Annotated in this window: 17 protein-coding genes and 1 riboswitch; of the genes, 10 read left to right on the top strand and 7 right to left on the bottom strand. The window is 74.5% G+C overall.

Annotated elements, in window-relative coordinates; all coding sequences use genetic code 11:
- Positions 1-6: 6 nt before the first annotated feature.
- From ABT160_RS34130 to ABT160_RS34120, 3 genes are all read right to left on the bottom strand, one after another.
- Positions 7-597, bottom strand: a complete 591-nt coding sequence (locus ABT160_RS34130) for an anaerobic ribonucleoside-triphosphate reductase activating protein (RefSeq protein ID WP_351651838.1) — start codon at positions 595-597, stop codon at positions 7-9.
- A complete protein-coding gene (locus ABT160_RS34125) occupies positions 594-2,381 on the bottom strand; it encodes a ribonucleoside triphosphate reductase (RefSeq protein WP_351651837.1) in 1,788 nt (595 codons plus the stop codon). Before ABT160_RS34125 ends, ABT160_RS34130 begins: the two co-directional genes overlap by 4 nt.
- Positions 2,382-2,427: 46 nt before the next feature.
- Positions 2,428-2,577: riboswitch (cobalamin riboswitch) on the bottom strand.
- Positions 2,578-2,747: 170 nt separating this feature from the next.
- Positions 2,748-4,127, bottom strand: coding sequence for a serine hydrolase domain-containing protein (locus ABT160_RS34120; protein ID WP_351651836.1), 1,380 nt, complete (start codon positions 4,125-4,127; stop codon positions 2,748-2,750).
- A gap of 168 nt (positions 4,128-4,295) precedes the next feature.
- On the opposite strand from ABT160_RS34120, the gene ABT160_RS34115 reads away from it, so the two are divergent.
- The gene (locus ABT160_RS34115) at positions 4,296-5,159 is read left to right on the top strand and encodes a GNAT family N-acetyltransferase (RefSeq protein ID WP_351651835.1); all 864 of its coding nucleotides are present in this window, start codon (positions 4,296-4,298) and stop codon (positions 5,157-5,159) included.
- Between the two features lie 526 nt (positions 5,160-5,685).
- On the opposite strand, the gene ABT160_RS34110 is transcribed toward ABT160_RS34115, so the two are convergent.
- Positions 5,686-6,240, bottom strand: coding sequence for a helix-turn-helix domain-containing protein (locus tag ABT160_RS34110; protein ID WP_351651851.1), 555 nt, complete (start codon positions 6,238-6,240; stop codon positions 5,686-5,688).
- 147 nt (positions 6,241-6,387) lie between these two features.
- On the opposite strand from ABT160_RS34110, the gene ABT160_RS34105 reads away from it, so the two are divergent.
- The 4 genes from ABT160_RS34105 to ABT160_RS34090 all read left to right on the top strand — a co-directional run bounded on the left by ABT160_RS34105 (position 6,388) and on the right by ABT160_RS34090 (position 11,575).
- On the top strand, positions 6,388-7,512 hold the full coding sequence (locus tag ABT160_RS34105) for an aryl-sulfate sulfotransferase (protein ID WP_351651834.1): 1,125 nt from the start codon (positions 6,388-6,390) through the stop codon (positions 7,510-7,512).
- Positions 7,509-8,966, top strand: a complete 1,458-nt coding sequence (locus ABT160_RS34100; protein WP_351651833.1) for a uracil-xanthine permease family protein — start codon at positions 7,509-7,511, stop codon at positions 8,964-8,966. Before ABT160_RS34105 ends, ABT160_RS34100 begins: the two co-directional genes overlap by 4 nt.
- A gap of 9 nt (positions 8,967-8,975) precedes the next feature.
- Positions 8,976-9,809: a class I SAM-dependent methyltransferase gene (locus ABT160_RS34095; RefSeq protein ID WP_351651832.1), complete on the top strand. Its 834-nt coding sequence runs from the start codon at positions 8,976-8,978 to the stop codon at positions 9,807-9,809.
- Between the two features lie 161 nt (positions 9,810-9,970).
- Entirely contained in the window at positions 9,971-11,575 is a 1,605-nt protein-coding gene (locus ABT160_RS34090; RefSeq protein ID WP_351651831.1) for an ABC-F family ATP-binding cassette domain-containing protein, read from the top strand.
- A 94-nt stretch (positions 11,576-11,669) separates the two neighbouring features.
- Here the strand turns inward: ABT160_RS34090 and ABT160_RS34085 are convergent, their stop codons facing one another.
- Positions 11,670-12,263 carry an HD domain-containing protein gene (locus ABT160_RS34085; protein ID WP_351651830.1) on the bottom strand — a complete coding sequence of 198 codons (594 nt, stop codon included), beginning with the start codon at positions 12,261-12,263 and terminating at the stop codon, positions 11,670-11,672.
- Between the two features lie 218 nt (positions 12,264-12,481).
- On the opposite strand from ABT160_RS34085, the gene ABT160_RS34080 reads away from it, so the two are divergent.
- The gene (locus ABT160_RS34080; RefSeq protein WP_351651829.1) at positions 12,482-13,117 is read left to right on the top strand and encodes a DUF6518 family protein; all 636 of its coding nucleotides are present in this window, start codon (positions 12,482-12,484) and stop codon (positions 13,115-13,117) included.
- A gap of 30 nt (positions 13,118-13,147) precedes the next feature.
- On the opposite strand, the gene ABT160_RS34075 is transcribed toward ABT160_RS34080, so the two are convergent.
- Positions 13,148-13,708 (bottom strand): DinB family protein, encoded by a 561-nt coding sequence (locus tag ABT160_RS34075; RefSeq protein ID WP_351651828.1) that lies wholly within the window; start codon positions 13,706-13,708, stop codon positions 13,148-13,150.
- A gap of 118 nt (positions 13,709-13,826) precedes the next feature.
- Positions 13,827-14,927: a M20 family metallopeptidase gene (locus tag ABT160_RS34070; RefSeq protein ID WP_351651827.1), complete on the bottom strand. Its 1,101-nt coding sequence runs from the start codon at positions 14,925-14,927 to the stop codon at positions 13,827-13,829.
- Positions 14,928-15,137: 210 nt separating this feature from the next.
- Between ABT160_RS34070 and ABT160_RS34065 the strand changes: the two genes are divergently transcribed.
- From ABT160_RS34065 to ABT160_RS34050, 4 genes are all read left to right on the top strand, one after another.
- Positions 15,138-15,842, top strand: a complete 705-nt coding sequence (locus ABT160_RS34065; protein WP_351651826.1) for a hypothetical protein — start codon at positions 15,138-15,140, stop codon at positions 15,840-15,842.
- Positions 15,843-15,944: 102 nt separating this feature from the next.
- Positions 15,945-17,603, top strand: coding sequence for a sensor histidine kinase (locus tag ABT160_RS34060; protein WP_351651825.1), 1,659 nt, complete (start codon positions 15,945-15,947; stop codon positions 17,601-17,603).
- A gap of 65 nt (positions 17,604-17,668) precedes the next feature.
- Complete coding sequence (locus ABT160_RS34055) at positions 17,669-18,289, top strand: response regulator (RefSeq protein WP_502984352.1); 621 nt, start codon at positions 17,669-17,671, stop codon at positions 18,287-18,289.
- A 316-nt stretch (positions 18,290-18,605) separates the two neighbouring features.
- Positions 18,606-19,388 carry an ABC transporter ATP-binding protein gene (locus ABT160_RS34050; protein WP_351651823.1) on the top strand — a complete coding sequence of 261 codons (783 nt, stop codon included), beginning with the start codon at positions 18,606-18,608 and terminating at the stop codon, positions 19,386-19,388.
- Positions 19,389-19,435 lie beyond the last annotated feature (47 nt).

Here is a 19,435-nt window from a genome sequence, read left to right as displayed (position 1 = left end):
TGGGCCTCAGACCGCCCGCGCCGTCTTCAGTACGTGTCCGCGCACGCCCTGCCGCTCGGTCCAGGACCGCAGGGCGGTGACCCCGGCCGCGTCGAGCAGGTCCGGGTCGACGGTGGTGCGGACCTCGTGCGGCACCCCCGAGTCGAGCAGCAGCCGGAGCGAACGGGCCGCCGGGAACGCGCTGTTGGGGGTCGCGGTCACCTTCTCGTACGCCTCCGGGTGCGCCTTCACGTCAAAGCCGACCCAGTCGAGCAGCCCCTCCCCCAGGAGCTGCCCGAACCGGCGGGGGTAGGCGCCGCCGGTGTGCAGGCCCACGGCGAAGCCGAGGGCACGCGCCTGGCGCACGGCGTCGGCGAGCCCGGCCTGGAGGAGGGGTTCGCCGCCGGAGAAGACGACGCCGTCCAACAGGCCCCGGCGCCGGGCCAGATGGACCGTCACGGCGCCCCAGGACACGGCGGCGGGCACGCGCGGGTCGAGGAGTTCCGGGTTGTGGCAGTAGCCGCAGCGCCACGGGCAACCCTGGCAGAACACGGTGGCGACCAGGCGGCCCGGCCAGTCGCAGGTGGACAGCCGGGCCCAGCCGCCGATCCGGATCACGCGGGCGCTCCGGCCCGCTCCAGGAACGGCACGCGCTCCTCGTGCTCGCCGCGCTTGCCGATGTTGAAGGAGGACACCGGCCGGTGGTAGCCCATCACCCGCGTCCACACCTCGCACGGGGAGCCGCAGGTGGGGCAGTGGGGGTGCTCGCCCGCCAGGTAGCCGTGGTCGGCGCAGATGGAGAACGTGGGGGTGACCGTGAGGTAGGGCAGCGAGAAGCGCTCCAGGGAGCGTCGCACCAGCTCGCGGCAGGCCTCGGCGCTGGAGACGCGCTCGGAGAGGTAGAGGTGCAGCACGGTGCCGCCGGTGTACTTGCCCTGGAGTTCGTCCTGGCGCTCCAGCGCCTCGAACGGGTCGTCGGTCCAACCGACGGGCAGCTGGCTGGAGTTGGTGTAGTAGGGGTTGGCGTCGGTGCCGGCCTGGAGGATGCCGGGGTGGCGGCGGCGGTCCTCCTTGGCGAACCGGTAGGTGGTGCCCTCGGCGGGGGTGGCCTCCAGGTTGTAGAGGTGGCCGGTGCGCTCCTGGAACTCGACCATGCGGGCGCGGACGTGGTCGAGGAGGCGGACGGTGAGCGCGTGGCCCTCGTCGGTGGTGAGGTCGTGGGCGTCGCCGGTGAAGTTGCGGACCATCTCGTTGACGCCGTTGACGCCGATGGTGGAGAAGTGGTTGCGCAGGGTCCCCAGGTAGCGCTTGGTGTACGGGTAGAGGCCGTCGTCGATGAGGTCCTGGACCTTGACGCGCTTGATCTCCAGGCTCTCCACGGCGAGTTCGAGGAGCCGGTCGAGGGCGGCGAGGAGGGCGGGCTCGTCGCCCGGGTGCAGATGGCCCAGGCGGGCGCAGTTGACGGTGACGACGCCGAGCGATCCGGTCTGCTCGGCGCTGCCGAACAGTCCGTTGCCGCGCTTGAGCAGTTCGGTGAGGTCCAGCTGCAGGCGGCAGCACATCGAGCGGATCATGCCGGGGCTGAGCTCGGAGTTGATGAAGTTCTGGAAGTACGGCAGGCCGTACTTGGCGGTCATCTCGAACAGCCGCCGCGCGTTGTCGCTCTCCCACGGGAAGTCGCGGGTGATGTTGTAGGTGGGGATGGGGAAGGTGAAGACGCGGCCCCGGGCGTCGCCGCGGGTCATCACCTCGATGTAGGCGCGGTTGATCAGGTCCATCTCGGCCTGGAGCTCGCCGTAGGTGAAGTCCGCCTCCTCGCCGCCGATGACGGGGACCTGTGCGCGCAGGTCCTCGGGGCAGGTCCAGTCGAAGGTGAGGTTGGTGAACGGGGTCTGGGTGCCCCAGCGGGAGGGCACGTTGAGGTTGTGCACCATCTCCTGCACGCACTGGTGGACCTGTGCGTACGTCATGGCGTCCTTGCGGACGAACGGCGCCATGTAGGTGTCGAAGGAGCTGAACGCCTGGGCGCCGGCCCACTCGTTCTGCAGGGTGCCGAGGAAGTTGACGATCTGTCCGGCGGCGGAGGCGAAGTGCCTGGGCGGCGCGGAGTCGATCTGGCCGGGGACTCCGTTGAAGCCCTCGGTGAGCAGGGTGCGCAGGGACCAGCCCGCGCAGTAGCCGGAGAGCATGTCCAGGTCGTGGATGTGCAGGTCGCCCTCGCGGTGGGCGCGGCCGACGGCGGGCGGGTAGACCTCGTCGAGCCAGTAGTTGGCGATCATCTTGCCCGCCGAGTTGAGGACGAGGCCGCCGAGCGAGTAGCCCTGGTTGGCGTTGGCGTTCACCCGCCAGTCGGTGCGGTCCAGGTACTCGGTCACCGCTGCCACGGCGTCGATCTTGGTCACGTCGGCCCTCCCACGAGGCGTCCGGGGTGTGTCCTCCCCGGAGGTGTACGCGGGGAGGGCGTCGGCAGGTATCGGACTCGGGCCGCGGGTGCGGCCCCTACCGTTGCGGGGCAGTCCCGGCATCCGACCGGGTTCCCTGTTGCCTCGTCGGGGCGCTGCGCGCGCCGCCCGACGAACCGACGCCCGTCACACTACATCTGGTGCCATGTCCGACATGCCGACCGAAGATGTTGTGTGACTTCGGTCCATCAGGTCGGGACTTAGGGCCGGGACCAGGGTCAGTCGTCGGGCTCGGTCGCGCCGTCGGGCTCGGTCCCGTCGCGCGGTACGGTCCCGTCGCGCGGTACGGTCCCGTCGCCCGGGCGGTCAGCTCGTACGGGTGAAGAGGCGCCCCGCCAGGTCGACCCCGGTCACCCGCCCCGCCGCGTCCCGGGTGAAGAACCCCCGCTGCCCCTTCAGCCCGCCCTCGGTGATCACGTACTCGTCCCCCGCCTCGTCGCCGCCGCCCTCGGCGGGCAGGAAGCCCATCGGCTCGGCCGCGTAGTCCGGCGGCATCTCGGCGTCGGAGGCGGAGCGGACCTCGGGCTTGATGCCCACGGCGAGGGTGAGGCGCGCGCCGTCGGTGGCGATGTCGAGGTTCATCACGTCGTTCTGGTAGCGCCCGGCGACCTCGCGGGAGCGCGCGTCGTCGTACGCGACGGGCTCGGGGTCGCGCTCGACCAAGCCCAGGTAGTGCTCCAGGGCCCAGCGGACCACGGACTGGTTGAACGGGTAGCCCTCGGGGCCCGCGTTGGACAGGGACACCACCGCGAAGTTCCGCTCGGGAACGATCAGGAGTTCGGCGAACTGACCGTTGCCGGAGCCTCCGTGACTGATCGTCAGGACACCGTCGATCCACTTGAGGAACCAGCAGATGCCGAAGCCGTCGCCGAGGGTGCTGGCCCGCAGTTCCACGGTCTGCTCCCGCATGGCGCGCACCGACTCGGCGGGCAGGACTCCCTCGCCGTCGGCGAGGTGGAACTCGGCCCAGCTCAGCAGGTCCTCGACGGTGGAGATGCCACCGCCACCGGGGTTGTTGGCGCGCGAGGTGCCCCGGAAGGCCTTCCACGGGGTGGCCGCCCGCAGCCTCCCCTCCTCGTCCCGGACGTGCCCGACGGCGTACTTGCGGGTGATGACGTCGTCGAGGTCGAAGAAGGTGCTGCTCAGACCGGCGGGTTCCAGGACGAGCGAGGTCACGGCCCGCTCGTAGGGCAGGCCGGTCACGTTCTCGATGACGCGGCCCGCGAGGTTGTAGCCGGCCTGGCTGTAGGAGGCGCGCTCACCGGGGGCGGCGATGACCTCCAGGCGGTCCATCTGCTCGACGAACCCGGCGAGGGTCTCGTTGTCCTCGTCGGGGATCAGGTTCCAGTCGAGTCCCCCGGTGTGGTTGAGCAGCTGCAGGACGGTGATGCGGTCGGCGGCCTTCTCGTCGGCCAGCTTGAGGTCGGGGACGTAGCGGCGCACCGGGGCGCCGAGGTCGACCCTGCCCTCGGCGGCGAGGCGCACCAGGGCGGTGGCGGTGAAGGGCTTGGTGGTGGAGGCGACGGGGAAGAGCGTGCGCTCGTCCATGGGCAGCCCGTCCACCAGGGCGGTCGTGCCGTGCGAGGCGTACACCCGCTGCCCGTCGACGAGTACGCCGACCGCCGCTCCCGGCAGGCCGAACTCCTCGGCCGCCGCCTTCACGAAGTCCCGCAGCTCCTGCGCCATGACGTTCCCCTCTCGTCCCGAATCCTTGAGAAAACCGTGGGGGCCAGGACCCCCGAGCACTTGAACTAAGTGCAAGACAGAAGTTACGGCATCACTTGAACTAAGTGCAAGCATCGGGCGCCCATGGGATGCGGATCGGCGTACGGCTCAAGGCCTAGGGTCGAGGCCATGGCAACCCCTGAACTCGGCGGCGGCCCCGCCGGCACCCTCTTCTGCGGCCTGGAGCTCGCCGCCCGCATCGAGCGCGCGGAGACCGGGCTGATCACCGCGGGCGCCCGCGCCGCACTGGCCCGGCTGGGCCCGGACGCGGGATTCGTCACTCCGCTCGCGGGCGGCGCCGCCTGCCGCGCGGACGAGCACTCCCCGCTGAACAAGGTGGTCGGACTCGGCTTCGCCGGAGCGCCCTCCGAAGCGGAACTCGACGCGGTGGAACGGCGGTTCGCCGCGCTCGGCACCCCGGTCCAGGTGGAGCTCGCGCACGTCGCGGACCCGGCCGTGGGCGAGTTGCTGACCGGCCGCGGCTACCGCCTGGCCGGCTTCGAGAACCTCCTGGGCCGCGAGGTCACCGCACGGGACCGCGCGGCGACCGTCCCGGACGTCGAGGTCGGCGAGTCCGGGGACGAGGAGTTCGAGGCGTGGCTGGACACCGTGGTGGACGGGTTCGCGCACCCGGACACCCAGGGCGTCGCCTCGCACGAGGAGTTCCCCCGCGACGTGGTGGAGACCTCGGTGCGCGACATGAGCGCCGCCGCCGGGATGCGCCGCTACCTGGCGCGGGTCGACGGCGTGGTGGCCGGCGCGGCGAGCATGCGGGTGGTCGACGGCCTGGCGCAGCTGACCGGGGCGGCGACCCTGCCCGCGTACCGCCGGCGCGGCGTCCAGGCCGCACTCCTGACGGCCCGTCTGGACCGGGCGGCCGAGGAGAGGGCGGACCTGGCGGTCATCACGACGCAGCCGGCCTCCACGTCCCAGCACAACGCCCAGCGGCGCGGGTTCTCGCTGCTCTACACGCGGGCGGTGCTGGTGCGCTGACGCGCACGGCCCGTACGCGTACTCCGTACCGGAACCCGTGCCTCAACCCCAGGGTTGATCCACTCCACCCGGCGTACACCCCTGGTTGACCCTCGACCTCAACCCGCCACCCGACGCCGCGCACGCCCCCGGGCGCCTAGATTGCGGTGCGTGGCCACGGGGGACGGGAGACCGGGTCGCACCGCGTCACGGGGGCTGTGGCCCTCCGTCGTGTACGGACGACGGGGAGCGCGGCAGGCGCAGGGCACACACGTGCCCTCGGTGCGTCCCGCACCGTGGCTCCGGCACCGGGCGGCATCGACCGCCCGGGCCGGGGCCGCCACCACGACGAGCGCTTCCCCCGCACCCGCGGCGCCCCCGCACGTGACCGCGCGGGACTCGGCCCCGGTCGCGCGCGGTCACCCCGCCGGGCGGCTCCCGCCACGAGGGGCCGCCCGGCTCCCCGTACCGGCCCATGACCCGGATCTCCCTGCGCACCGAACGCCTCACCTCCGGCCACGCCCGGTCCGCCCGCGAGGCCCGCGCCTCACCCCCGGCCGCCCACCGCCACCAGGACCACCCGCGCGCCCTCGCCCACGGTGCGCCAGCGGTGTCGGACGCCGCCGGCCAGGTAGACCGTGTCGCCCGGCCCCAGCCGCAGGACCTTCCCCTCGGCCTCGACCTCCACCGCGCCGTCCGCCACGTACATCAGCTCGTCGCCGGGGTGGACGAACTCGCGGTCCGCCTCGTGCGCCCCGGTGAACTCCAGCGCGTGCAGGTCGTGGAAGCCGCGCACCAGCGGGCGCACCCCGGACGCCGGTTCCAGGCCGGCCCGCTCGTCCGCGCGCACCACGTCGACCGGCCGGGCGCGCGCGTCGGCGGCCGCCAGCAGGTCCACCGCCGTGGTCTCCAGGGCGTCCGCGACGCGCTGCAGCGAGCGCATGCTGGGGCGGGCCCGCTCGTTCTCGATCTGGCTGAGGAAGGGCACCGACAGGCCGCTGCGCTCCGCCACCGCCGCCAGCGTCAGGTCCAGGGCCCGGCGCCTGCGGCGCACCGCCGCCCCCAGGCCCGCGCCCGCCTCACCCGTACCGCCGTCACCCATGATCACCGACCTCCCCCGGCCACCCTACGCACCCGCGGGCCACGTTTCGTACGCCTGTCACACGGCCGACACACCACGCCCCTAGCCTCAAAGTCGCTTTGAACTTGTCAAAGAAACTTTGAGAAAGAAACGTTGAGGGAGTCAGCCATGCCCCGGGTCGACCAGAACCAGCGCCGCCGTCGCGGCACCGGACTCATCGCCCTCGATCCCGACGCCGCCTTCCCCGGGCTCACCCTCTTCGCCCCGCTCACCGGGGCGGGCGAGGTGTACCTGGTGGACCTGGCGGGCGAGGTCGTCCACACCTGGAAGCTGCCGTACCGTCCCGGCCGCCACGCGCGCGTGCTGCCCGGCGGGACGCTCGCGTACAACGGCGTGCTGCCCGGCGAGGACGCGCTCTTCCCCATGTGGCACAAGTACCGCGGCGGCGTGATGCTGCGCGCCGACCCGGACTCGTCCGTCGTCGCCGAGCACCGCGACCCGCTCCAGCACCACGACGCCCACCACCTCGACGACGGCGGGGTGCTGTACACGGCCCTGGAGCCGCTGCGCGGCGCCGACGCGGCGGACGTCCGGGGCGGGGTGCCCGGCTCCGAGGCGCACGGCGGCACCGTCTGGGCCGACACCATCAAGGAGATCGGCCCGGACGGCACCGAGCGCTGGTCGTGGCGAGCGGCCGAGCACCTGGACCGCGCGGAGTACCCGCTGCACCCCGCGTACGCCCGCGAGCACTGGCCCCTGGTCAACAGCGTCATCCCGCTCGCCGACGGCAACGTCCTGGCCAGCCTGCGCAGCACCTCCGACGTGATCGTCATCAGCCGTGAGAGCGGCGAGGTGCTGTGGCGCACCGACCGCGGCGCCGTCTCCCAGCAGCACCACCCCACCGAACTGCCCGGCGGCAACCTGCTGGTCTTCGACAACGGCGTCTTCCGTCCCGGCCACGACGTGCCGTACACGCGGGTCGTCGAGATCGAGCGGCCGGGCGGCGCGGTGGTGTGGGAGTACCACGACCCGGCCCGCGAGTCGTTCTTCGCGCCCTTCATGGGCGCGGCCCAGCGGCTGCCCAACGGCAACACCCTGGTCACCGACTCCCCCGCGGGACGCCTCTTCGAGGTGACCGCCGAGGGCTACCTGTGCTGGGAGTACGTCGTGCCGTTCTTCGGCGGGTACGAGGAGAGCGAGGTGCGGCGGCTGTTCCCCGCCGAGCCCAACGCCGTCTTCCGCGCCTACCGGTACGCGGCAGGGGAGCTGCCCTGGCTGGAGGTGTCGTCGTGAGCGGCAGCACCGCCGGAACCAGGTCCGGCCCCTCCGACCCTTCCGGTCCCTCCGACCCTTCCGGCCTCTCTGGCCCCGGGTCCGGCCCCGGCCCCGGCTCCGTCGACGAGCGGGTGCCCCTGCGGCGGCTCGTCCCGCTGGCGGTGCAGCACGTGCTGGCGATGGCCGCGGCACCCGTGTCCACCGTCTTCCTCACCGCCACCGCACTGCGCTTGACGGGTGCCCAGACGGCGTCGCTGCTCAGCGCGGTCCTGGTGCTGTGCGGGGCCGGGTCGCTGCTCCAGTCCCTGGGGGTGTGGACGTTCGGGGCACGGCTGCCGTTCGTGATGCTGCCCGGCGGGGCCGCCACCGCGCTGTTCCTGACGGTGGCGCACGACCACGGTCCCGCGGTGGCCAGCGGGTCGGTCCTGCTCGCCGCGGCACTGCTGCTGGCGGTGGTGCCGCTGTACGCGCGCGTGGTGCGGCTGTTCCCGCCGCTGGTGATGGGCGTGACCGTGCTGCTCATCGGGATCTCGATGGTGCGGGTGGCCGCCCAGCTGGTGACCGGGCCCGACGGCGCCGCGCCACCGCGCGCGGTGGTCCTCGCGGGCCTGACCGTCGCGGCGACCCTCGTGGCGTACCTGCTGCTGCGGGGCGCCTGGCGGCAGGGCGCGGTCCTGATCGGCATGGCCGCGGGGACGGTGGTGGCGGTGGTGACGGGGCTCGGGGCGTTCCGCCCGGCGGCCGGCGAGGGCTTCGCCCTGCCGCGCCCGCTGCCGTACGGGACGCCGGAGTTCGACCTGCTGGCCGCGCTGCCGCTGCTGCTGTTCAGCCTCACCACGCTCGCCGAGGTGACCGGGCAGACGGTCCTCAACAGCGAGCACCCCGACCCGGGCCGCGACGTGCCCCGGGTGGCCCGCGCGGACGCGCTGATGTCCCTGTGCGGCGGGCTCCTGGGGACCTCCCTGATGGTGACGAGTGCGGAGAACATCGGCATCGGGCGCCTCACCGGGGTGCGCAGCCGGTACGTGACGGCGGCGGCCGGGGCGCTGCTGGTGGCGGTGGGCCTGCTGTCGCCACTGTCGCGGCTGGTGGCGGGGCTGCCCCCGGCGGTGGTGGCCGGGTCGGCGCTGGTGGTGTACGCGGTGATCGCGGTGATGGGCGTGGAGATGCTGGCCCGCGCCGGACTGCGCGAGGGCCCGCACTCCCTGGTCGCGGCCCTGGCGCTGGCGGTGGGACTGCTCCCGGTGGTGGCGCCGGGGCTGTACGCGGGGTTCCCCGGGTGGGTGCGCACGGTGCTGGGCAGCGGGGTGGTGGCCGGTACGCTCACCGCCGTCACGCTGCACGCGCTGCTCTCGCTCGCCGGCCGGTCCGGCGACAAGTCCGGCGACCGGTCAGGCGGCCGTGAGCCATCGGCTGGCGATGACCGGCCAGTTGACCATGACCTGGGGGCGCGGGCGGTGCCGCAGGCCTAGGGTCGTGGCATGACCATGGACGACGTTCAGCCCGGGGCGGCCAACGCGGCGGTGCGTGCCACGTACGGGGAGCAGGACCTCAGCTCCGCGCCCGCGTTCGCCGGAGGGTTCATCAACTTCGGCTACTGGCAGGGCATCCCGCTGGACGCGCCGGTGGGCGCCGAGGACCGGGTGCGCAGCCAGCAGGGCCTGTACCGGCGGGTGGTCGGCGAGTTCGGCGACGTACGGGGCAAGACCGCGCTGGAGGTGGGCAGCGGGCTCGGGCTCGGGGCCGCGCTCGTCCTGGCCGAGGGCGGCTTCGGCTCGGTGACCGGGATGGACGTCCACCCGGCCCAGCTGGAGCGGGCCCGGCGGGCCAACGCGGCACTGCTGTCGGACGGTTCGGGGCGGCTGCGGTTCGCCCAGGGGGCGGCGGAGCGGATGCCGTTCGGGGACGCCGCGTTCGACTGCGTGTACTCGGTGGAGGCCGCGCAGCACTTCCCGGACCTGGGCGCGTTCGCCGCCGAGGCCGCCCGGGTGCTGCGGCCCGGCGGCCGGGTGGCCGTCACCAGCTTCTTCCTGCCGGACGGCGCCGGCGAGCGGGCCGTCGAGACGCTCGGCGGCCTGCTCGACAGCTTCGCCAGCGGCCTGGACGAGCCGCACCCGGTGGCGGCGCTGGCCGACGGGCTCGGCGCGGCGGGCCTGGACGGGGTGCGGGTCACGTCGATCGGCGAGGACGTGTGGGCGGGGCTCGACCACTTCCTGGCCGGGGTGGAGATGCCGGTCACCTGGCCGCGCAACTTCCTGCGGGCCTACCGCGAGGGCCTGCTCGACTACTACGTGGTGACGGCCGCGAAGGGCTGAGGCCCCTGGGGACCGGCTCCGCCGCAGGTCACACGTAATCCGGGTGCGCCCGTCCGCGCGCTTCGGTTAGCGTGGAGGCATGTCCACGCCCCGAATCTCCTAGCTGAGGACCCGCTTCCACGCCAGAAGTGTGTCCTTTTGCTTTTTCGGAGCGTCATCCCATGATCACCGTTCGTGACGTCGAGCTGCGCGCGGGCGCCCGCCTGCTGCTGTCCGACGTGTCCTTCACCGTCTCCCCCGGCGACCGCATCGGCCTGGTCGGCCGCAACGGCGCGGGCAAGACCACCCTGATGTCGGCCCTGACCGGCCGCACCCGGCCCGCCGCCGGGACGATCACCCGTACCGGTCCCGTCGGCGCCCTCGCGCAGGACTCGCGCGCCGCCGACCCGTCCGTGACCGTCACCGACCGCGTGCTGTCCGCGCGCGGCCTCGACGAGGCGCTGCGCCGGCTGCGCACCGCGGAGGCCGCCATGGCCGGGGCCGCCTCCCCCGACGCGCTGGAGCGGGCGATGGCCGCGTACGCGCGCGCCGACGCGGCGTTCCAGGCGGGCGGGGGATACGCGGCCGAGGCCGAGGCCGCCCGGGTCGCGGCGGGCCTCGGCCTGCCCGAGCGCGTCCTGCACGAGCCGGTCGGCTCCCTGTCGGGCGGGCAGCGGCGCCGGGTGGAGCTGGCCCGGATCCTCTTCGCCGGGCACGGCGGCACCCTGCTCCTGGACGAGCCGACCAACCACCTGGACGCCGACTCGGTGGCCTGGCTGCGCGACTTCCTGCGGGCCCACCGCGGCGGGCTCGTCGTCATCAGCCACGACACCGCGCTGCTGGCCGACGTCGTCAACCGGGTCCTGCACCTGGACGCCACGCGGGCCGCCCTCGACGTCCACAACACCGGCTGGGACGTCTACCTGGCCCAGCGCGAGACCGACGAGCGGCGCCGCACCCGGGAGCGGGCCGGCGCCGAGCGCAAGGCGGCGGCGCTGCACGCGCAGGCCGACAAGATGAAGGCCCGCTCGGCGACCGCGGTCACCGCCCGCAGCATGGCCCGGCGCGCCGACCGGATGCTGGCGGGCCTGGAGCCCGTGCGGCGGACGGAGAAGGTCGCCCGCATCCGGCTGCCCGAGCCGCTGCCCTGCGGTCGCACCCCGCTCGGCGCGGTCAGCCTGGCCAAGGCGTACGGGGAGCACCAGGTACTGCGCGGCGTGGACCTGGCGGTGGACCGGGGCACCCGCCTCGTGGTCCTCGGCTTCAACGGGGCGGGGAAGACGACCCTGTTGCGGCTGCTCGCCGGGCACGAGCGGCCCGACTCGGGGCGGGTGGTGCACGGGCACGGGCTGCGCCTGGGCTACTTCGCCCAGGAGCACGACACGCTCGCGCTCTCGCGGACCGTCCGGGAGAACCTGGCGGACGCGGCGCCGCACCTGAGCGACGGCGAGACGCGGCGGGTGCTCGGCGCGTTCCTGTTCGGCGGGGACGACGCGGACAAGCCCGCGGGCGTGCTCTCCGGCGGCGAGAAGACCCGGCTGGCGCTGGCGGGCCTGGTGCACTCCGGGGCGAACGTGCTGCTCCTGGACGAGCCGACCAACAACCTCGACCCGGCCTCGCGCACCGAGGTCCTGGAGGCGGTCGGCGCCTACCCGGGGGCGATCGTGATGGTCACGCACGACCCGGGCGCCCTCGACGCCCTGCGCCCGGACCGGGTACTGCTCCTCCCGGACGGGGACGAGGACCTGTGGGGCGAGGAGTACCGGGAACTGGTGGAGCTGGCGTAGGGCCACGTGCGGCACGGGGCGGGCGGGCCCCACGTGCGGGGCGGGGCGGGCACTTCACGGCCTCCGCACGGCCGTCCGCCCGCGCCGCGTCCGCCTACGCCGTCGGGTGCCGCGCCTGGTAGGCGAGCCGTTCGTCGGCCGTGTCGCCGATGCCCTCCAGGAAGGCGTCGAGTTCCAGGAAGACGTCCCAGGGCTCCCGGCCCCCGGCCTGGGCGAGCGCGGCGACGACGCGGTCTTCCAGGCCGGTGACCCGCTTGTTCTTCCAGACCTTGTCCGCGAGGCTGACCAGCAGGTCCTCGACCGGCGTTGCGGGGTCGTCCCAGGAGGCGTGGCTCGCCGCGAACCGGGCTAGATCCGCGGGCACCCCGTGCTCCAGGAGCAGCGCGCTGCCCGCCTCCTCGTGCCGGGCGCCGGGGCCGGAGAGTTCGGCCGGGTGGACGGTCTTGCCGATGTCGTGGGTGGCGGCCCCGAAGAGCACGGCGTCGCGGTCGAAGCGCAGGGACGGGTAGGACCTCTGCGTCCAGTCGCTGATCCGCACCGCGACGTCGTGCACCAGCCGCAGGTGCGCCACCAGCCGGGGCGGCGCGGCGAGCGTCACCAGCAGGTCGGCCACCGGCGCGGGCAGCGGACGCAGGGCGGGGTCCTCGGAGGGGTCCAGGGCGATCGACCGTACGCGCGGGGTGGTCATCGCGACAGGGTAGGTCAAGGCGTCTCGGGCGGGGTTGATCAGGGGCAGCGTTGATCGGGGACGGGGTTTCTCGGGGACGAGCGGGTTCCGTGGGGTGGGAGGCAACCGCGGGCGCGTTCGGGGCGTCCTCCTGCCGGGACCTCGGAACAAGCCGATCCGCTTGGCCCGGGCCGCCTGCCCGCCTGTGCCTGCCCCGCCGTGAGGAAGACCCCGCACCCGTGACGACCTCCGTGTCCCCCGCCCGCCGCGCCGCACCCGCGTACGCCGTGCCGCCCGCCGCCCTCCTCGCCGGGCTGCTGCTCGGCGTGCTCACCAACCTCGCCCAGGGCCTGCTCCCCGGGAACTGGAACCAGATCGCCAACTCGGGCGCGATCTGGAGCGTCGCCGCCTTCGCCGCCGGGGCCGTGCTCGCCCGGCGGGTCTCCGTGCCCCTGGCGGCGGTCGCGGGCCTGTGCGCCGAGGTGGGGCTGGTGGCGGGCTACTACGGGTACGCCGAGTTCGGCAGGGACGGCATGGGCAGTCTGGCGGCCCCGCTCGTCTGGCTGGCCATGGCCCTGGTGGCCGGACCGCTCTTCGGGGCCGCCGGGGCGTGGTGGCGGCGCGGCACCACGGTCGTACGGCGGGTGACCGGGCTCGCGGCGATGGCGGGCGTGTTCGGCATGGAGGGCGCCCACTACGCCCTGGTCCTGCACTACGCCCCGCAGGCCTGGGGCTGCTTCCTCGCCCTCCTCCTCGTACCGCTGGCGGCCCGTTCGCACCGTGAGCGCGCGCTCACGCTCGCGGCGTCCGTCCCGCTGGCCGCCGTCGCCTACCTGGTCGTGGACCAGGCCGTGCTCGGCACCCTGCTGGGCTGAGCACGCACCCCCGCGCTCCCGTACCCCCCGCTACTGACCGACGCGTCCGTCGACGCACTCGCGCAGCAGGTCCGCGTGGCCGCTGTGGCGGGCGTACTCGTCGATCCGGTGGACCATCAGCTCGCGCACCGCGATGTCCTCCCGGCCGATCCGCGCACCCAGGTCCTCGTGCCGGTGCAGCTCCGCGTCGGTCGCCGCCTGCTCGCGCTCCAGGTCCCGGAACGCGGCCTCGACCACCGCCGGGTCGGCGACCGCCCCGTGGAAGTCCCCGTCCTTCGGGCCGTACAGCCGGGGCAGCGGCTCCGTCTCGGTGATCCAGTTGAGCCAGTCCCGCTCCACCTCGGCGAGGTGGCGTATGAGCCCGAGCAGCGACATGTCCGACGGCGGGACCGAGCGGCGGGCCAGCTGCTCCGCGTCCAGGCCCTCGCACTTCATCCGCAGGGTCAGCCGGTAGTTCACCAGGAAGTCGAGCAGCGTGGCGCGCTCGCCCTCGGGGCTGGGCCCGTCGTTGTCGCGGGGGTCGTCGGCGGGGTCGGTCCACATGTCGCGGTAGACGGTCGCCTGGGTCCATCGCTCGGGTTGTTCGCTCATACGGCGATGATCCCGGGCGGCCACCCGGCGCGGCCAGTGAATTGTGGCGTACGCACGCCAGGACGCCGGGACACCAGGACCGCCGACGGCGTCGCGGCCCCGCCCCGCCGGACCGCCCTCAGCGCCGCTGGACGGCCTGTACCAGCCCCGCCACCAGCCGCGCCCGCTCCGGCATCGACGCGATGACCACGTACTCGTGGTCGGCGTGCGCGCCGCCGCCCACCGCGCCCAGGCCGTCCAGCGTCGGGACGCCCAGCGCGGCGGTGAAGTTGCCGTCGCTGCCGCCGCCGACGGCCCTGCCCTCGACGCCCGGGAGTAGCTCCTGGGCGACGGCGAAGAGTTCGGCGGAGGCGGCCTGCGGCATCGGCGGGCGGCCGATGGCGCCGCGCACGGTGATCTCGGCCTCCTCCAGGTAGGGGGCGAGCGTGGCGAAGGCGGCCTCGACGCGCTCCTTCTCCTCCTGCGACTCCACCCGTACGTCGACGACGACGGTGGCCTCGGCGGGCACCACGTTGTCCAGGGTGCCGGCGGAGGCGACGGTCGGGGTGACCGTGGTGCCGAGGGCCGGGTCGGCGAGCGCGGTGACGTCCAGGATCTGGTGCGCGGCCTCGACCAGCGCGTTGACGCCCGCGGCGGGTTCGAGGCCCGCGTGGGAGGCGCGTCCCGCGATGGCCACCTCGAAGCTGCCGCAGCCCTTGCGGCCGGTCTTCAGGCCGCCGCCGTCCGCGGCGCCCTCGACCACCAGGACCGCGCCGCAGGCCAGGGCGCGCTCCTCGATGAGCTTGCGGGAGGAGTGGGAGCCGACCTCCTCGTCGGCCGTGACCAGGAACTCCACGCCGGACAGGTCGTCGAGCGAGGCGACGCCGTGCACGGCCTGGACCAGGCCGCCGAGCATGTCGAAGACGCCGGGCCCGGTGACGTGGCCCTCGCGCACCCGGAACGGGCGGCGCTCCAGCGTGCCGAGCGGGAAGACCGTGTCGTGGTGGCCGAGGACGAGGACGCGCGGCTCGCCGCCGCCGGACCAGTGCACGTGCGGCCCGGCCCCGGTCTCGACGAGCGCGGCGCTCCCGCCGAGGCGGTTCTCCAGGAGGGCGGCGACCGCCTCCGCGGAGCCCTTCAGGGCGTCGAGGTCGCGGGACGGCGACTCGATCTCGACGAGGACCCGCAGGTCCTCCAGCATCGCGTCGACGCTCACGGGGACACCCTTGCGCATGGTCATGCCGTCACCCTATCCGGCGCCCCTACGCACGCGTGTGCGAGCACAGGCGACGAAACGGCACGGACAGGCACATACGCCACCGCCTCAACTGCCGTACGCAGCACGGAAAGTTCGCGGCACCGGAAGTCCGCGGCACAGGAAGCACCGCGACGCAGCACCGCGCCACAGGGCGCGCCGTGCTCCGGCACCGCAGTGCGGCACACTCGGCGGATGAACGCCTTCCTCCCCTACGGCTCCCTGCGGGTGCACACCGACAGCCTGGAACCGGCGCGCTGGCTGGCCGAGCAGCCCCCCGGCGAGCGGCCCTTCGGCACCGTGGCGGCCGTGGCCGCGCCCGGTTTCGACGCCTACGCGCGCGTGCTGCACCCCGCCGAGCTGCGCGAGCGGCCCGTACGGTGGGCGGACGTCGGGGCCGCCTACGGCCGCACCGTCGGGCCGGACACCGCCTGGCCGGACCTGGTCGGGATGGAGCTCTTCTACCAGAACGCCTCCGACTACGGACGGGACGGCGTGTGGGACGAGCACCCCGCCGAGGGCCCGACCCCCGTGGACGTGGCACGGACCCTGCTCCCCGTGCTCGCCCGGCACACGGGCACCCCCGGGGCGTGCTGGTTCGGGCTGTGGCACGGCTACGGCCGCCGGGAGTTCGACGGCGTACCGACCTTCCCCACGCCCGGCCGGGACGAGGTGCTGCTGTCCGGGACGCTCGACGACGTGCTGTCGCCCGCGCGCGACGACGGCTTCCTGGAGCTGCCCGACCTGTGGTGGCCCGAGGACCGCGCGTGGTGCGTGGGAGGCGACGTGGACCTGGTGAGCACGTACGTGGGCGGGTCATCCGCGCTGATCGCCGAGCTGCTCGCGACGCCGGGCCTGGAGGCACACCCGGTGGCCGCCCTGGACAAGCTGGTGGGCTGAGCCGGGCGCCGGCCGCCCGCCGGGTCCTGTGACTTTCGGCAGAGGGCGGATCGGCCGTGAGGCGCACGCCTTCCGGGCCGCCGGGCACCAATACTGGTCAACGTGTCACTCGCCCGTCCTCCCCAGTCCCCCGCCCGGCCCGGCACCCGGCTGCTCGTCGCCGAGACCGCCCTCGTGGTGGCCGCCTCGCTGTGCGTGTACGCGGTCGTCGGGCGGCTGGCCCCGCCGGACCACCCGCGACAGCAGGCACTGGCGTTCCTCGTCGCCACCGCGCTGCTGCCGCTGCGGCACCGGCTGCCCGGCCCGGTGCTGCTGGCCTCCGCCGTGCTCGCCGGGCCCTTCCCGTGCCTGGGGCCGTTCACCGCGGTGGCCGCCTACACGGTGGGCCGGCGCATCCCGCGCACCCGGAAGGCCGTCGCGGTGCTGACCGGGGCGAGCGCCCTGCTGGCCGGCTTCGCGACGCTCGCCGCGCCGTGGACCGGGCCGGGGGGCTCGTACCTGTACGGGTTCGCGCTCGGGCTCGTCATGGCCGCGATCGCCGTCGTCGTACCGGGCCTGGTCGGCACCGCGTACGGGCAGCAGGTGCGTCTGGTGCGGGCCTTGCGCGAGCGCACCGCCGCCTCCGAGCGGGCCAGGGAGCTCGCCGACAGCGAGGCCCGCACCCAGGAGCGCTCCAGCATCGCCGCCGAGATGCACGACCTGGTGGGCCACCGGCTCAGCCTGATCGCGCTGCACGCGGGCGGACTGGAGCTGGCCCTGGCGAAGGCGGACCCGGAGCTGCGCGACGAGGCCGTGCTGCTGCGCCGTACCACCCGAGACGCCATGCGCGAGCTGCGCCAGTCGCTCGGGGTGCTGGGGCCGCTGGGCCGGGACACCGGCGCGGACGTGCTGACCGACGCGACCGGCACCCGCGCCGACATCGAGGCGCTGGTCGCCGAGTCCCGCGGCGGGGGCATCGCGGTGGAGCTGGAGTGGTCGGGGCCCGACCTGGACGCGGTGGCGACCCGGGTGCGGCGGGCGGTGCACCGGGTGGTGCGGGAGTCCCTGACGAACGTCCACCGGTACGCCACGGACGCCCACGTCACCGTGGGCGTGGCCCACGCGGCCGACGCGGTGCGGGTCACCGTGCGCAACGGCGCCCCCACCCGGCCGCCGGCCGCCGGACAGCTGGGCACCGGGCGTGGCCTGACCGGGCTGCGCGAGCGGGTGGAGCTGCTGGGCGGCGCCTTCGCGGCCACCGCCCTGGACACCGGCGGGTTCCAGGTGGTCGCCGCCCTGCCCACGGACCCGGACGCCGCCCCCTCGGCGCGCTCCGGCGGCCCCGCGGACGCCGTCGCGACCACCGACGCCACCGCCGCGACGCCCGCGCGCCGCTTCGTGGCGGTCCTGGTGCACGTCCTGGGCCTCACGGTCCTGTCGGTGCTGATGGCCCTCGGGATCCTGTTCATGAACTCGATCCGGCCGCTCCCCCCGAGCACACCCACCCCTCCGGTGCACCTCGGCATGTCGTACGCCGACGCCATGCTCGCCGGGATCTTCGACAACCCGGCCGTGCGCGCCGCGGCGTACGGCCACGAGCCGCCGCGCCCCGCCGGAACCACCGGCTGCGTCTTCCCCTTCCCCTTCGGGGGCGAGGACGCGCCCCCGAAGGGCGAGTTCACCATCCCCCGCTACTGCTTCGACGCCTCGGAGCGCCTCATCTCCATCGACCGCTTCACCGTCCCGGCGATCCTGGACGGTGCGCCCTGGGAGCACCAGTGACCGAGCCCGTACCCCCGACCGACGCGCGGCGCACCGTCCGCGTACTGCTCGCCGACGACGAGGCGATGATCCGCCACGGCGTGCGCCTGATCCTGCGGCACGCCGAGGGCATCGACGTCGTCGCGGAGGCGTCCGACGGCTTGCAGGCCGTCGAACTGGCCGCCGAGCACCACCCGGACGTGGCGCTCGTCGACATCCGCATGCCGCGCTGCGACGGCTTGGCCGCGATCGCCCCGCTGCTCGCCCTCGACCCGGCGCCCAGGGTGGTCATGCTGACGACCTTCGGCGACGACGAGAACGTGCTGCGGGCGCTGCGCGCGGGGGCCACCGGGTTCCTCCTGAAGGACGACGGGCCGCAGGAGCTGATCACGGCCGTACGGGCGGCGGCGCACGGCGACGCGGTCCTGTCCCCCGGTGTCACCGGCACCGTGATCGCCCGGATGCTGCGCGGCGGCGACCTGGGCGGCCCCGGCGAGGCGGACGAGCGGATCGCCCGGCTCACCGCGCGCGAGCGGGAGGTCCTGGCGATGCTCGGCGAGGGCGCCTCCAACCAGGACGTGGCCGAGCGCCTGGGCATCGGCGTGGGCACGGTGAAGACGCACGTGGGCGCGATCCTGGAGAAGACCGGCTCGTCCAGCCGGGTGCAGGCGGCGCTGCTCGCCCACCGCACGGGCCTGGCCTCGTAGGACGCGTCGTCCCGGGGCACCTCCGCCCTGGGGTAGCCCGCGGGACGCCTCTGCCCTGGGGTAGCCGGGGGGACGCCTCTGCCCTGGGGTCGCCCCGAGGGCGCCTCTGCCTTTGGCACGTCCCCGGGGCGCCTCTGTCTTTGGTCGGAGGCGCCCCTGCCGTACGACAGAGGTGACGGTGTCCCGTGACCCCCTTCGGGAAGACCTCAACTCCCTTCTCCAGGGCGACGTTTACGCAGGTGAGGGCCGTGAGGATGGGTGAGTCCCCCGGCTCGGCGCACGGTGCGCGGGCCGCAGTCCACCCGGCGGAGTACCCATGACCCAGCTGTCCCCCTCGCACCGCTCGCCCCTCGCCACCGCCGAACCGGCCGCCCGCGCCTCGGCGCTGACCAAGGTCTACGGCGGCGGCGAGACCGGGGTCACCGCGCTCGACGCGGTGACCGTCGCCTTCGACCGGGGCCGGTTCACCGCCGTGATGGGCCCCTCGGGCTCCGGCAAGTCCACCCTGATGCACTGCATGGCGGGCCTGGACACGGTGACGTCGGGATCGGCCCGCATCGGGGACACCGAGCTCGCCTCGCTGGGCGACCGCGAACTGACCCGGCTGCGCCGCGAGAAGGTCGGCTTCGTCTTCCAGGGCTTCAACCTGCTGCCCACGCTCACCGCACTGGAGAACATCACCCTGCCGCTGCGCCTGTCCGGCCGCGAGCCCGACCGGGCCTGGCTGGACGCCGTGGTCGCCACCGTCGGCCTCGGCGACCGCCTGGGCCACCGGCCCGCGCAGCTCTCCGGCGGCCAGCAGCAGCGGGTCGCGGTGGCCCGGGCGCTGCTCTCGCGCCCGGAGATCGTGTTCGCCGACGAGCCGACCGGCAACCTCGACTCCCGCGCGGGCGCCGAGATCCTGGGCTTCCTGCGCGACTCGGTACGGGAGCTGGGGCAGACGGTCGTGATGGTCACCCACGACCCGGTGGCCGCCGCGCACGCGGACCGGGTGGTGTTCCTCGCGGACGGCCGTCTGGTGGACGAGCTGCACGGGCCGACGGCGGACGCGGTGCTCGACCGGATGCTCCGCCTGGAGGCGCCCGGGCCGGTCCGCTGAGCCCGGGTCCCCGCCCGCGCCCGTACCCGCCCTCCTCCGTACCCGTA

The sequence above is a fragment of the Streptomyces sp. NPDC001941 genome (genome assembly GCF_040296945.1).
GTDB lineage: Bacteria > Actinomycetota > Actinomycetes > Streptomycetales > Streptomycetaceae > Streptomyces.
This window is presented reverse-complemented; position numbering and strand designations above follow the sequence as displayed.